The 12,679-nt window shown below is 62.0% G+C and carries 14 protein-coding genes and 2 pseudogenes; 12 read left to right on the forward strand and 4 right to left on the reverse strand.

The window, feature by feature from the left end; translation table 11 throughout:
* Window positions 1-131: 131 nt before the first annotated feature.
* The 3 genes from NKH37_RS07670 (at window position 132) to NKH37_RS07680 (ending at window position 2,346) form a co-directional block, all read left to right on the forward strand.
* Window positions 132-974 (forward strand): aminoglycoside phosphotransferase family protein, encoded by an 843-nt coding sequence (locus NKH37_RS07670; protein ID WP_353040902.1) that lies wholly within the window; start codon window positions 132-134, stop codon window positions 972-974.
* Between the two features lie 467 nt (window positions 975-1,441).
* Window positions 1,442-1,831 carry an antitoxin Xre/MbcA/ParS toxin-binding domain-containing protein gene (locus NKH37_RS07675; RefSeq protein ID WP_353040904.1) on the forward strand — a complete coding sequence of 130 codons (390 nt, stop codon included), beginning with the start codon at window positions 1,442-1,444 and terminating at the stop codon, window positions 1,829-1,831.
* Window positions 1,828-2,346, forward strand: a complete 519-nt coding sequence (locus NKH37_RS07680) for an RES family NAD+ phosphorylase (RefSeq protein WP_352590967.1) — start codon at window positions 1,828-1,830, stop codon at window positions 2,344-2,346. Before NKH37_RS07675 ends, NKH37_RS07680 begins: the two co-directional genes overlap by 4 nt.
* Window positions 2,347-2,469: 123 nt before the next feature.
* Here the strand turns inward: NKH37_RS07680 and NKH37_RS07685 are convergent.
* Window positions 2,470-2,638, reverse strand: a pseudogene (locus NKH37_RS07685) (integrase); the annotation flags it as partial.
* A gap of 270 nt (window positions 2,639-2,908) precedes the next feature.
* Between NKH37_RS07685 and NKH37_RS07690 the strand changes: the two are divergent.
* The 6 genes from NKH37_RS07690 (at window position 2,909) to NKH37_RS07715 (ending at window position 9,100) form a co-directional block, all read left to right on the forward strand.
* Window positions 2,909-3,718, forward strand: a complete 810-nt coding sequence (locus NKH37_RS07690) for a class I SAM-dependent methyltransferase (RefSeq protein WP_084643179.1) — start codon at window positions 2,909-2,911, stop codon at window positions 3,716-3,718.
* 628 nt (window positions 3,719-4,346) lie between these two features.
* On the forward strand, window positions 4,347-5,615 hold the full coding sequence (locus NKH37_RS07695; RefSeq protein WP_353040907.1) for an amino acid ABC transporter substrate-binding protein: 1,269 nt from the start codon (window positions 4,347-4,349) through the stop codon (window positions 5,613-5,615).
* Window positions 5,616-5,776: 161 nt separating this feature from the next.
* A complete protein-coding gene (locus tag NKH37_RS07700; RefSeq protein ID WP_352496556.1) occupies window positions 5,777-6,649 on the forward strand; it encodes a branched-chain amino acid ABC transporter permease in 873 nt (290 codons plus the stop codon).
* Between the two features lie 8 nt (window positions 6,650-6,657).
* A complete protein-coding gene (locus NKH37_RS07705; protein WP_353040909.1) occupies window positions 6,658-7,644 on the forward strand; it encodes a branched-chain amino acid ABC transporter permease in 987 nt (328 codons plus the stop codon).
* Window positions 7,641-8,387: an ABC transporter ATP-binding protein gene (locus tag NKH37_RS07710; protein ID WP_352496558.1), complete on the forward strand. Its 747-nt coding sequence runs from the start codon at window positions 7,641-7,643 to the stop codon at window positions 8,385-8,387. Before NKH37_RS07705 ends, NKH37_RS07710 begins: the two co-directional genes overlap by 4 nt.
* Complete coding sequence (locus NKH37_RS07715) at window positions 8,384-9,100, forward strand: ABC transporter ATP-binding protein (RefSeq protein ID WP_352790370.1); 717 nt, start codon at window positions 8,384-8,386, stop codon at window positions 9,098-9,100. Before NKH37_RS07710 ends, NKH37_RS07715 begins: the two co-directional genes overlap by 4 nt.
* A 130-nt stretch (window positions 9,101-9,230) precedes the next feature.
* On the opposite strand, the gene NKH37_RS07720 is transcribed toward NKH37_RS07715, so the two are convergent.
* Both NKH37_RS07720 and NKH37_RS07725 read right to left on the reverse strand, forming a co-directional pair.
* Window positions 9,231-9,470 carry a hypothetical protein gene (locus NKH37_RS07720; RefSeq protein ID WP_198030586.1) on the reverse strand — a complete coding sequence of 80 codons (240 nt, stop codon included), beginning with the start codon at window positions 9,468-9,470 and terminating at the stop codon, window positions 9,231-9,233.
* A pseudogene (locus NKH37_RS07725) lies at window positions 9,421-9,571 on the reverse strand (ISNCY family transposase); the annotation flags it as partial. The pseudogene NKH37_RS07725 and the gene NKH37_RS07720, both read right to left, overlap by 50 nt.
* Window positions 9,572-9,674: 103 nt before the next feature.
* On the opposite strand from NKH37_RS07725, the gene NKH37_RS07730 reads away from it, so the two are divergent.
* A complete protein-coding gene (locus NKH37_RS07730; protein WP_023723176.1) occupies window positions 9,675-9,845 on the forward strand; it encodes a hypothetical protein in 171 nt (56 codons plus the stop codon).
* A gap of 52 nt (window positions 9,846-9,897) precedes the next feature.
* On the opposite strand, the gene NKH37_RS07735 is transcribed toward NKH37_RS07730, so the two are convergent.
* On the reverse strand, window positions 9,898-10,212 hold the full coding sequence (locus NKH37_RS07735) for a response regulator transcription factor (RefSeq protein WP_353005875.1): 315 nt from the start codon (window positions 10,210-10,212) through the stop codon (window positions 9,898-9,900).
* Window positions 10,213-10,307: 95 nt separating this feature from the next.
* On the opposite strand from NKH37_RS07735, the gene NKH37_RS07740 reads away from it, so the two are divergent.
* Together NKH37_RS07740 and NKH37_RS07745 are read left to right on the forward strand one after the other, a co-directional pair.
* Entirely contained in the window at window positions 10,308-10,763 is a 456-nt protein-coding gene (locus NKH37_RS07740) for an SRPBCC family protein (protein WP_353005876.1), read from the forward strand.
* A gap of 204 nt (window positions 10,764-10,967) precedes the next feature.
* The gene (locus tag NKH37_RS07745; RefSeq protein WP_353005877.1) at window positions 10,968-12,026 is read left to right on the forward strand and encodes an adenylate/guanylate cyclase domain-containing protein; all 1,059 of its coding nucleotides are present in this window, start codon (window positions 10,968-10,970) and stop codon (window positions 12,024-12,026) included.
* Window positions 12,027-12,679 lie beyond the last annotated feature (653 nt).

Raw genomic sequence — 12,679 nt, forward strand, 5'->3', positions numbered from 1 at the left:
ATTTCTGGGCGTCGGCATCTATGCCAAGCGAAGCGCCGCAAGGAAGATTTTGATGGCATCGGTGGAGGTAGGACAAGAGTGTGGAATGCCTCGGGTGCTGCGCATATTCGAGCTCGGCAGGACGAGAACTCATGATGCATGACGACCAGGTGGATATCGACATCGATATCGCCCGCCAGATGATCCGCGACCAGTTTCCCCAGTATCGTCATGAAGACATCACCTCAGTTAGATCGTCGGGAACCGTCAATGTCATCTTCCGCATTGGCTCGAAGAGCACGGCGCGGTTCCCACTGAGGGCGATGAATCCGACCGAATGCGCCAATATGCTTCGGTCAGAGGCCGCTGCCATGGTCGAGATTGGGGAACATTGCTTATTTCCGACGCCTCAACCGATTGGGCTCGGCGAGCCAGGTCCTCACTACCCAATGCCATGGGCGTTACAAACTTGGATCGAAGGCGAGGTTGCCACGCCGCACGGGCTAAGTGGATCGACGACGTTCGCCCTAGACCTTGTACACCTCGTGGCATCGTTGCGCCAAGCGGACACACGGGGCCGACGCTTCGACGGGCAAGGACGTGGTGGACATCTCTCCGATCATGACGATTGGATGAGTGTTTGCTTTGAAAACAGCGAGGGCCTTCTTGATGTGGCTCGACTGCGCGATTTGTGGACTCGCTTCCGGGCGTTGCCATCCGCTGGGCCTGTCGTGATGACTGATAGGGACCTTATCCCAGCAAACCTTCTCGTGCAGGGCGGGCGTCTTGTCGGAGTGCTTGATGGCGGCAGTTTCGGACCAGCCGACCCGTCGCTAGATTTGGTAGTCGCGTGGCATCTTCTAGACCGCGAGCGAAGAGCGACCTTTCGGTGCGGCCTTCAGGTTGAAGATCTTTGGTGGAAGCGTGGTGTTGCTTCGGCATTCCAGCAGGCAATGGGTCTCTCTGGTATTACCATCGCACCAACCCCGCCATGAGTGCGCTGGGGCGCAGCACGATCTCTCGCATTCTCGACGATCCGGACATCTGAATCGCGCAGTCCCTCCGTCGGGACGGACGTTCGTTTCCTAATCGGGGTTTGTCTACCATGCGCCGGAGTGTCGCGAGACACCGAACCAACTGCTCGCGGCGCCAATCGCACACATCACGAGGATATCGCTCAAACTTTTGATCGGCCACCAACCTCCTCCCTCCGCTTGCCTTCGTCTTTGAAAGACAACGTCAGCGTTTCGTGCAATTTGCCGAGTGTGCCGTCCTTGCGAAACCGAATTCCCTGGAGGACGAAGGTGACATGCCCCGCTGAACGAGATCTGGCGGGTGCTGTCGCCCGGGGCACGCGTCCAGAAGCCGCCAAACAACGCCATGCGCTTTGGGCTTGAAACCAGTCGAAAAGCGTCATATGTTTTGCACAGTAAATACGGCTGCTAATATGACAAGGAACTCCATGGGGCAAGCCCTCAAGAAATCCATGCAGAATGAACCCCTGGTTTTGTCCTATATGGACCGTGCCGGGAAAATTGCCGTTGACCAGGTGGCCGACAGCTTTGGAATGTCCAAGGGTCAGTTGGCTCAGACGGCCGGGCTTGCCCGCGAAACCCTCTATCGGCTGGAGCGCAGCCGCACGGCAAAGACGCAGGGGCGTCTGCGCGAGATGCTCGAAATCATCAGCCGCGTGACGGATTGGGCGGGAGGCAAGGAACAGGCCATGGCCTGGTACCGAGCCCAGCCGCTGCCGGCATTCGGTGGACGCACCGCCGAAGCCCTCGTGAAGGACGGCAAGGCCGCTGCTATTCGCGACTACCTCGATCACATGGCCCTGGATGGCTTTGCTTGAGGTTTGTCGGAACCTGCTACAGGGCGCATGATCCACGTTGGGCATTCAAGCCGAGTTCCGGTGATGGAGCGGCGATCAGGGGCGCTCGATTCAATCCCAAAGGTGTGCCCGCGCTATATCTGGCGCTGACCGTCATGACGGCTGTCAAGGAAGCCAACCAGGGCTTCGCGCATCGCATCGACCCCTGCGTGCTGTGCTCTTATGAGGTGGACTGCGAGGACATCACTGATCTGACAACCGAGCAGGGGAGGGGAGAATGTTCTGTCACGCTTGCGGACATGGGCAGCGCCTGGGCCACGGCTCTCAGCAACGGAGAGCGACCTGCATCCTGGTCCATCTATGACCGGCTGCGGCCTGAAGGCATCGCTGGAATTCTGGTGCCGAGTTTTGCTCCGGGCGCGGAGACGGAAGACCGCAATCTGGTGCTATGGGACTGGGGTCCCGATCTTCCGCACAAAGTGAACGTGTTCGATCCGAGCGGTCGGCTGCCGAAAGACCAGCTGTCCTGGCGATGAAACAGGCCCGGAGGCTCCGGGGCAGCCCGAATGGCCGAAAACCAGTCTTTTGGCGCTCAGGTTGAGGCCGTTCGCGCGAACCTGAGCGGCGGAATAACGGCAGAGGAGGGGTTTTTTGCCTCGTTAGAGGTCGGAAGCCCTGGTCAGGTTGATGCGGAAGCGATCTCTGCGGCGCTGATAGCGGCGGGTCATCTCCGAGGAGTTATGGCCGAGCTGTTTTTGCACATAGCGATCGTTGACCTCGGCCGACGAGGTCAACGCGCAGCGAGTGCCCGGCGAATTTGACGATGCGGGCCATTGTCGAGGAGCAGCGGGCAAGGCGCAGCAATGACGATGATCGAATTTTTCTCTTCAAAGGCGGGGTTCGAATAGGACAACTAGAACTAGCAGCCCCGCCAGCGCGTGTTCCTGCTGGCCGCTGTCCCAGCGTTAGCGCGAGGGCCTGGCTCCCACGCCCTGCATCGTCAGCGACCGATCGGGAGCACGGGCTGCTCCGCAGACTCGACTTCATATCAGCTGGCGCTAATTATCGTCCCCTGGGTGAAAAAACCTTAGAGGCGACATGCTGAAACCATCAAGGAAGAACAATGTTCGAGAGAGCCGACTTCTTTCTCTTTTTCGCAGCTATGGTGATCGTATCACAGTACGGCGGGTCACACGCAAACTTCATTCGTACCGAGATTGGCTCAGAGCCTTTGCCCTGACGCACCTCCCGACGAGCAAGGCTCATCACTGCAATGCCTGCGATCGCGATGTAGCGGCTTTTTACCGTTTCGGAGCGTACACTCTTATCTGCCCGCTTTGTCATGCCGTGGATCGTGAGCGGTTTTTGATTTGTGCTCTAGACCGTAGGCTTATCAAGTTGCCGGCGGGGCAGCTTGAAATTCTCCAGATTGCGCCGAGCGAGAAGGGTCTTTCAAAGAGACTCTCTCAAGCGGGCAATCTAATCAAAGCCGATTTCGAGCCGGGACGGTACGGGCCCGATACCGTGAAAATTGACCTGATGGACATGCGTCGCACCAGCGATCTCGATATCGTCGTCTTAAGTCATGTCATGGAACACGTACCTGATGATCGGCATGTGTTTCGGCAACTTTGGTCATCTCTTAAGCCCCGAGGGCAGGTCTGGATCCAGGTGCCGCTTATTTATCGCCAAACGATCGAAGCGACGCCATCTATGTCACTGAGCGAGCGCGACGAGCGCTTTGGTGGATCGGATCACGTGCGAGCCTACGGACCGGATATCAAGGAGCGTATCGAGGACGCCGGCTTTACGGTCACCCGAATAAATTCAGATCGTATACCCGCCGCGGATCGCGACCGGCTTGGGCTTCTCTCCGATACTCTCTTTGTGGCAGAACGGCCCGAGTAACCCAATTTGGAATGAAAGCATTGTTGCCACGCTTGTCCGCTTGGGCCTGCCTTCGGGCGCCCGGCCGGCTTTGCCCAGCCAACCCGGACGCGAGCGGACAGATTTGGTTCCGTGGGGCTCCATCTTCGAAACTGCGGCGACCGTTTTAAAGAAATCAAAAGGCTGCCGAAGGCGTCATCTTGGCGACGAGGCCATGATCGGCGAATCCCACCCCTCCGCGACCATGATCCGAGGGCTATCTCGCGCCTTGCCTCTCAAAAAGTGGTTTGTCTACCATGCGACGGAGCGTCGCGAGGAACATAAATCAACAGGAAAATCAACGCCTTAATGACTAGACCTTCGTTCCTTGATGCCTCGCAAACTTGTCTAGGTGCAGAATAGGAGCCGCGTCTACAACTGCTCGCGGCGCCAATGGCGCCCAAAAGGCATACGTCGACGAAGCTGGTGCACGACGAGGCATTGAGCATCCACAGCCTGCGGCGCCTCTACGCGTTGATGACCCGAAGCCGCCTTACGCATTGCCTGTTGACCCAGGCATATCTTCTCTGTCCGCACAAAAGGCATACAGTGGTATAAACAGGAGATATCGTCGGTTTCCAATCTGATAACGGATGAAGGGAGTTGAGTGATGTTCACGAACAGCAAACGTTTTTCGCGCCGTCGGTTCCTCGGCGTCAGCGCCGGCGCCTTCGCAGCCGGCCCGTTGGGCCCGTTTGTGCGAGCGGCATGCGCGCAGGTGACGACATTCAAGGCCGGCGTTATCACCTCGCTGTCGGGCGAGAACATCCTCGGCGGCAACCTGACCAAACGCGGTTACGACCTATGGGCGGAGGCCGTCAACGCCAAGGGCGGGGTTGAAGTCGCCGGCGAGCGTTTCAAGGTCGACATGTTCTACGGTGACGACCAAAGCAACCCCGCGACCGGCGCCGATGCCGCCGAGCGCCTGATCGTCCAGAATGAGGTCGACGTGCTATTCGGCCCTTACACCAGCGGCTCGACTATCGCCGTGCAGCCGATTTGCCAGAAGTACCAGGTGCCGATGATTTCCGGCTCCGCGGAATCCCCAAACGTCTGGAAGGCCAAGCCGGAATTCAACTTCGGCATCATCCCGGCCGTGGACACCACTGCGGGTAAATCGCTGGCCGTGCTGGCGAAACTGTCTAACCCCATGGCCAAGACGATTGCTGTGATCGGCGTCAACGAACCCTTCTCGAAGGAAACCGGCGAAGGTTTTCGCGACGGGGCCAAGGAGGCCGGATTGGAAGTCGTCGCCTACGAATTGGTGCCGGCCTCTGGCGACCTTACCCCCGTCATCTCTAAGATCGCAGCGCTCAATCCCGATATCGTCGCCGTCGGCGGCCATGAGGAGCCGCTGATCAATGTCGTCAAGACCTCCAAGTCGCTGAACTTCCGGCCCAAGGCGCTGATAATGCACTATGGCGTCACCGACCCGGCCTTCGCCCAGGCGCTCGCCGCGGACGCCGACGGCACCTGCGGCGTCTCCGTGTGGCTGCCGTCAGTTTCATATAAGGACGACCTCTTCGGCACCGCAAAGGAGTTTGCCGAGATGGCGCAAAAGAAGTCCGGGCACGAGCCCGACTATACCGAAGCGGCCTGCGCGGCCAGCGGTCTCGTTTTCGGCGATGCCGTCAAGCGGCTTGGCAAGAAGCCGGGGCTCACGCCTGAAGACAGGGTTGCTCTTAAGGACGCGATAGCCGCGACCGACATCCAGACCTTCTACGGACCGATCAAGTTCGAGAAGGAAGGCAACCACTACCACGACAACGTCCAGCCGGTGCCGGTGCTGATCCAGATTCACGGTGGCAAGACCGTAGCGGTGGGGCCGAAAGAGGCCGCGGCAGCGGACCTCACGTACCCGCTGCCAGCTTGGAAATAGCCGGTTCTGGACAGGGTGGGGGCGGCCTCGTCGCCATCACCCTTGCCCGGCGCAATGACGGTGGTTGCGCGTGCTCGGAAAATGACGGACCATGCTATCGTGTGTACGGCCGCTTTGCCGCGGCACTCCGCTCTTTCGTTGGCTGACGGACGGTTCCCGCGTTGGATCTATTCCTACAGACCTTGCTGAACGGCCTTCTGATCGGCGGCGTCATCGCCACTTTTACGATCGGTTTCCAGCTCGCTTTCGGCGTGCTGCATGTCATCGATTTCGCGGTGGGCGGCTGGGTCGTGCTGGGCGGCTATCTCGGCTACTATATGGGTGCCGGACTTGGTGTCGACGGATTCCTGGCGATCCCCGTGGCCTTCATGCTATTCGGCGCCATCGGCTATCTGATTGGGCCGATCCTCTACAATGTCCGCAACAGCCGCACGGCGCGGCCGGAATTGATGGCGCTGGCGTTGACCTTCGGCCTGTTCACACTGCTGCGCGGCGGCATGCTGACCGCGTGGGGCTTCAATACCCACAGCGTGCCGACCGTGTTGAGCGGAGAGAGCCTCGCCGTCGGCCCCGTGACGGTGCCACTGATCCGCGTGGCCGCGGCGGTCTTCGCGATCGCCATCGCCGGCGGACTGTTCCTGTTCCTCTACCGCACCCGCTATGGGTTGGCGATCAGAGCGACGGCTGAAAACCGGCAGAACGCCGCACTGATGGGCGTCAACATCCGCCGCCTCAGCGCCACTGTTTACGGGCTCTACGCAGGCATCACTGCCATGGCCGGCGTACTAATGGGTGCAATCTTTTCAGTGAACCCGGAAGTCGGCCTGCGCTATACTCTGTTCGCATTTTTCGTGGCTGTGCTTGCCGGCTTGGGCTCCGTCGGCGGTGCCCTCGTCGCCGCGCTGCTGCTCGGCGTCATCGAAGCCTTCGTCGCGACCTATGTCGGGTCGAGCTATTCGCTGCTGGCGATCTTCGGCACCCTCTTCCTCGTCCTTCTCGTGTCTCCGCGCGGGATCCTGCGGCACGGCTTGTGAGGCGGGACATGAAGCCACGCTGGGCCGTCCTCCTCCTGCTGATCGCCGTAATCGTTGTGCTGGCGCTGCTGCCGATGCTGGTCAACAACTACTGGCTGCGCATTGCCACTGGCGCGCTGATGTGGGCGGGGCTGGCCTGCTCCTGGAACATGCTCGGCGGCTATGCCGGCTACATCAATTTCGGCCATTCGGCCTTCTTCGGGCTCGGCGCCTATGTTACGGCGCTGCTGATGGGCGACAGGCTCGCCTGGCCCTTCTTCGCCACCCTCCCGGCCGGTATCGTGGTGACGGCGCTGTTTGCCATCATCATCGGCGCGCCGACGCTGCGCCTGCGCGGCGCCTATTTCGCCATAGCCACCTGGGCCTTCGCCGAGGTGCTCATACAGTTCGCCTCGGTGATGGACTTCACCGGCGGCATCGGCGGTATTGGGCTGCCGCCCTTTCTTGACGAGCGCTTCTTCTACTTCGCCATGTTCGGTGCGGCTGCGCTCACCTATCTCATTACGTGGGCGCTGTTCGAGCGCTCGCGTTTCGGGCTGAAGGTCAAGGCACTGCGCGATCATCAGCCGGCGGCCGAGGCTATCGGTATCAATACTTCGCTGGTCAAGCTGCAGACCTTCGTGCTCAGTGCCGTCACCGCCTCGGTATTCGGCGCGATCTTCGCCTACTGGGTCACGTTCATCAATCCGAAAAGCGTCTTCGGCGGCGACATCACCGATCAGATGGTGGTGATGGTGCTGCTGGGCGGGCTGGGCAGCCTGTGGGGGCCGGCATTGGGCGGTGTGGCGCTCTTTGTCGTAAACCGCATCATCTGGATGTACTGGGGTGACACCGCGTTCTATATCGCCATATTGGGCGCGGCCATCGTGCTGGTGGTGCTGTTTCTGCCGAACGGCATCGTCGGCATGTTTTCGAGGCGCGTGGCCAAGTCTGGCGCCGTGCTGGACAAGGCGGTCGGCAATCTTGTCGGCGGCGGCCCGGGACGGCCCAGTTGAGCGCCGCCGAGGGCAAAACTTCTGGCACCGGCGAACCTATTCTCGTCGTGCGCGAACTCCACTGCCATTTCGGCGGCATCAAGGCCGTCAACGGTGTCTCCCTGGACGTCGGTCGGCGCGAGATCGCCGGCCTGATCGGGCCTAACGGGTCTGGCAAGTCGACTCTGTTCAACCTGATATCGGGCACGGTGACGCCGGATCGTGGCCAGATCCGCTTCGACGGTCACGAAATCGGCGGCCGAAAGGCTCACACGATCGCGCGGCTGGGGCTTGCTCGCACCTTCCAGATTCCGGCCATGTTTGACAATATGAGCGTCACCGAAAACCTGCTGGCGGCTGCGGCCGAGGGCCACTGGCGGGGCGCGCGCGAACGGGCGGCCGATACGCTGGCGCTGCTCAAGCTGGAGCATGTCGCAGACAACCGCGCATCCGATCTTTCGGGCGGCCAGCAGAAACTGCTGGAGTTCGGGCGCGTTGTGATGCGCCAGGCCTCGCTCATTCTGCTCGACGAGGTGACAGCGGGCGTGCATCCCAGCATCCGCAAGATCATCGTGGAGGCCATCGCGCGGCTGCGCGAGCGCGGCACCACCGTCCTGGTCATCGAGCACGACATGGAAATGGTGCGGAACGTGTGCGACCGCATCATTGTCATGGATGCAGGCCGTGTCGTGGCCACCGGGCCTTTCAACGACATCGTTCGCAATTCGGAAGTTATGCAGACCTATCTGGGGCGGCCACAATGAGCACCACGCTCACCGCCGACAACATCGTCACCGGCTACGGCAAGCAGGAGATCGTCCATGGCGTCTCGCTGAGCGCGGAAGCTGGCAAGATTACCTGCATCTTCGGGCCGAACGGCAGTGGCAAGTCGACCCTGCTCAAGGCCATTGTCGGCGCGCTGCCGGTGTGGAGCGGTACGGCGCGCCTGGGTGAATCAACACTCTCCAACCTTGCCGTCCATGAAGTGGTGCGCCAGGGTCTGGTGTTGATGCCGCAGGGCGGCGGTGTGTTTCCGCGCCTGACAGTGATGGAGAATTTGCGCATGGGTGGCTACGCCATCGCGGACCGGCGGATAGTCGAGCAGCGCATCGAGGCGCTGATCGAGCAATATCCCTCTTTAGCACGGCGGCGGCGTACCGCGGCCGGTTCGCTTTCGGGCGGCGAGCAGGCAATGCTTGCGCTGGCGCGGGCACTGGTTTCGGAACCGCGCTTCATTCTGCTGGACGAGCCTTCCGCCGGATTGTCGCCGGCCATGGTCATCGAGACGCTCGAACGCATTACCACCCTCACCGCGCACGGCATTGGCATCGTGATGGTGGAGCAGAACATCCGCGAGGCGATGCCGATTGCGGACAAGCTTTACATCCTGGCGGCCGGCGAAAAGCGCTTCGAGGGGACGCGTCGGGACGTGCGCGACGACCGGCAGATCATGGAAATCTATATGGGGGGAGCGTGAGAGAAGCGGTCGACACCCCAGCGCGAGTTGCAAATGCCAAATGTGGCTTGGCGGTTAGTTGTAAGAAGGCGGTCATTTTCGGCAGTCAATTGGGAGAATGATCAGGCTGAGTTCGTTGTCGTACAGAAGTTCAAGCCTGCTGCTCAGAACCTGAACACTCGCCCTGTGGCCGACTCGGCGAGACCTTTGCGTCGAGCAACATTTCCGTTCTCATATCCAACTCCCGTCGTTCGTTTCGTGGAATGCCGAAGATATCGCCGCAAAGGGGAATGTTCAGATCACCGGCCCGGCGCTTCGCCGAAGCCACCGGCAGGATCGTCCTTGCCAAAGCGAGCGTTGAAGTCCGCCATGAACTCAGGTGCATAAGCATTGGTCTCCTTTGATCGTGCTGATGACGCGCAGGCGCAGTGCCTTCACAAGCCGATCTTGGAGTGTCTGATTGGCGCGCTCAACACGTCCTTTGAGAACCGGCACGCGTCCGCCTGCAGAATAATAGAGAGATGGTCCCGAAATGGATGTTGCGTAGGAGCCCGGGATCGACGGGCGTCACTGCAGCACTTCTTGATGGATTATCATGTCCGCGGCCCGCTGGCCGATCATCATACTAGGCGCATTGGTGTTGCGGCCGATCAACTTCGGCCGCGTCCAGGAGGGCAAGGGCCGCAAGGACCGCCACTCCACGATGTCGCCGCGACTGCACGAACTGCTCCGCGTCTGGTGGCGTGAGGGCGACGACGGGGCATGAAGCTGCCGCAGCTTGCCTGTTTCCGCGCCGCAACCCCGGTCACTGACGGGAATCAGCTACGCGTAGGAGCACCGTGCCAGTTTTGGCGCTTAGGTTCTGCGAATTTGCAGAGGTGCCGGTCGATGGTCTTTCCGCTGAGGCAGAGCTCATGAGCGATCACCTTATTTGACCTGCCGGTCGCCACCAGCCGCAGCACGTGCAGCTCGCGTGGCGTCAGCCCGAAACCAATCTCCGGTGATGCAACTGATGTCTGAGAATCGATCCTCGGGATATCGGATGCGGCACCCAACGCTTTCGAACGCCTCCCGAAGCGGAGCGCATGCGCCGCGGCTGTGATCGGCGAGTGCCCATCGGAATCTCGCCACACTTGTCACTCCAGAGTAGATGTCCGATCCTATTCTATCGCACGAGCAGCCAACTGGTTTACAATTGCTCCAACTGTCGCAACTATGGAGGAAGCCGATGCAAGAGGCCCTCGTCGTCCGCCGCGAGACACACATCCCGGCGCCCCCCGCTGCGCTGTTTGCCCTCCTGACCGATCCGGAGAAGATCCTGCGCTGGATGGGAACAGAGGCGCAGTTCGAGCCGCAGCCCGGCGGGCTCTATCTCGTCAATGTTACCGGGGCTCGCGTCGCTCGCGGCTCCTTCCGGGAGGTGGTGCCGGTGCACCGTCTGGCATACAGCTTCGGCTGGGAAGAGAGCGATGAGGTGCCGCCGGGATCGAGCCTGGTCGAGATCGATCTGATCGAGCAGCCGGACGGAACGCTGCTGCGCCTGACCCACACCGGCCTGCCGAATGCCGAGCAATGCGCCGGCCATGCGGAGGGCTGGGCTCATTACCTCGGCAGGCTGGGCGAGGTTGCAGCCGGGCGTGATCCCGGCCCGGATCCCAAATACGGCCACACGGGCAGGGGGTGACGGCCTTCCGCGCGCGATATCGCCGCCCGTGAGCCCGTTGCAATTTGACGGCGGATGCCGGCTCGCAGGGCGGGTCGAACCCGGCGCCATCGAGGATCGGACCGTACAAGCGCCGGGGGGCGGGGGGAGGATAGATCGGCGGGCCGGCTGCGCATCGTCACGGCGCGGATGACAGGCCGGGCGCGGTGGCCGCATAATCGCGCCATGGATCTGCCCGCGCCTCTCGCCTGGCTGGTGGACGAGGCCGGCGCCTCGGCCGCCCCCGACCGATTTCTGGCCGAGCTCGGCGGCCGACTTCTGGCTGACGGCCTGCCGCTGGCCGGCGGCGCGCTGACGCTCGCGGTTCCGCATCCCATTATCACCCGCCGCACCTGGCTTTGGCGGGCGGAGACCGGGGCGGTGATCGAGGCGCTGAGCTTCGCTGGCGGTCCGCTCGGCCAGGCAGGGCGCGACTGGCTGGCGGAGCTCGGCCCGGTGCAGGAGGGCCCGGTTGGCCGGGTGCCGGATAGTCCGGTGCTGGGCTGGGCCGGAACCCGGCCGTTCGGCCCCGCCGAGGCTGCCCGGCTGCGCCAGGCCGCGCGCTTCGCCGCGGCGCCCCTTGCCGCACTTGCGGCGCGGGCGGCGCTGACAGCGCTACTCGAGGCTTATCTCGGCCGGCGCAGTGCCGCCCGGGTGCAAGGCGGGTCCCTGCGCCGCGGCACCGGCGAAACCATTCACGCCGCGCTGCTCTATGCCGACCTGCGCGGCTTCACCGCCCTGTCCGAGGCAACCGAGCCCGCGGCGGTGATCGCCGCGCTCGACGCCTGGTTCGACCGCGTCGCCGGTGCGGTGCACGCCTTCGGGGGCGAAGTGCTGAAATTCATCGGCGACGGCATGCTGGCGATTTTCCCGGTCACCGCTGCGCCGGCCGAGGCCTGCGAGGCGGCGCTGCGCGCCGTCGTCGCCGCCCGCGCCGGCATGGCCCATCTCGATGCGGGGCGGCAGGCGCAGGGCCTGCCCCGGCTGCCGTTCGGCGCGGCGCTGCATCTCGGCGAGATGCTGTGGGGCAATATCGGCGCGGTCGACCGGCTGGATTTCACCGCCATCGGCCCCGCGGTCAACCTGGTCAGCCGGCTGGAGGGGCTATGCCGGCCGCTCGGCCGCTCGGTGCTGATCTCGGGCGCGGTCGCCGCCGAGATCACCACACCGCTGGTGCCGCTGGGCGAACACGTGCTGCGCGGCATCGCGGCGCCCTGCACCGTCTTCACCCTGCCGGATGCGTAATCGCGGTCCTGCGGGGCGGCGGCGTCAACCGCAGATTTGGTTAGCTTGATTTTGGCCATCTAGTCGTCTCCGAACGTCAAAAACTAGGAGCAGAATAGGGGCACTCAGACCCACTGCTCCGGACTACTGCCGCGTGCTAGAGAAAAGGTCGAAAGCTCAAGAACGCAAGCTAAGTCCTTGCATCGTCGTGTCTTTTCGCATTTTTACTTGCAAACGGCGGACATGAACTTAGACGAAATTGGCGGGCTCTTAGTCGGCTTCCGCCCCCCTTCGGCGTCTTCATCCGGTACGGTTTCATCAAAGATGACCGACCAGACAACATCCATCAGCCTGCGGCGCCTGACGCCATGATCGTCACTTGGGGGAAGGCCGGACTGGCGCCCTGAGCATTTGTGGCGCCACTGCGACGCATGGCATGTGCATGGAATGGCGCGAAGACACCGTCCTCGGGCAAGGTGCGGCAACGCTATCATGTCACGATGATAGCCATCAATTCGCTCTTCTGCCGTGCAGACTTTGGTTCCGCTTGATTGGCGCGAACGCGACTTCCTATTCCAAGCGCGCTCGAATGCTTAGGCTCAGGTTTAAGGTGGCGGCGCATTGCGGTCTGGGCGATCAAGGGTTGAGCCTTCTTCACATGGAGAAGGCTGATC

This window comes from Mesorhizobium sp. M1217, assembly GCF_040318275.1.
Classification (GTDB): Bacteria; Pseudomonadota; Alphaproteobacteria; order Rhizobiales; family Rhizobiaceae; genus Mesorhizobium.

Excerpts from the sequence above, each read along its gene's own strand:
- NKH37_RS07670 (WP_353040902.1), top strand. The coding sequence starts at position 132 with ATGATGCATGACGACCAGGTGGATATCGACATCGATATCGCCCGCCAG.
- NKH37_RS07675 (WP_353040904.1), top strand. The coding sequence starts at position 1,442 with ATGGGGCAAGCCCTCAAGAAATCCATGCAGAATGAACCCCTGGTTTTG.
- NKH37_RS07690 (WP_084643179.1), top strand. The coding sequence starts at position 2,909 with ATGCTGAAACCATCAAGGAAGAACAATGTTCGAGAGAGCCGACTTCTT.
- NKH37_RS07695 (WP_353040907.1), top strand. The coding sequence starts at position 4,347 with ATGTTCACGAACAGCAAACGTTTTTCGCGCCGTCGGTTCCTCGGCGTC.
- NKH37_RS07705 (WP_353040909.1), top strand. The coding sequence starts at position 6,658 with ATGAAGCCACGCTGGGCCGTCCTCCTCCTGCTGATCGCCGTAATCGTT.
- NKH37_RS07715 (WP_352790370.1), top strand. The coding sequence starts at position 8,384 with ATGAGCACCACGCTCACCGCCGACAACATCGTCACCGGCTACGGCAAG.
- NKH37_RS07720 (WP_198030586.1), bottom strand. The coding sequence starts at position 9,470 with ATGCTTATGCACCTGAGTTCATGGCGGACTTCAACGCTCGCTTTGGCA.
- NKH37_RS07730 (WP_023723176.1), top strand. The coding sequence starts at position 9,675 with ATGTCCGCGGCCCGCTGGCCGATCATCATACTAGGCGCATTGGTGTTG.
- NKH37_RS07740 (WP_353005876.1), top strand. The coding sequence starts at position 10,308 with ATGCAAGAGGCCCTCGTCGTCCGCCGCGAGACACACATCCCGGCGCCC.
- NKH37_RS07745 (WP_353005877.1), top strand. The coding sequence starts at position 10,968 with ATGGATCTGCCCGCGCCTCTCGCCTGGCTGGTGGACGAGGCCGGCGCC.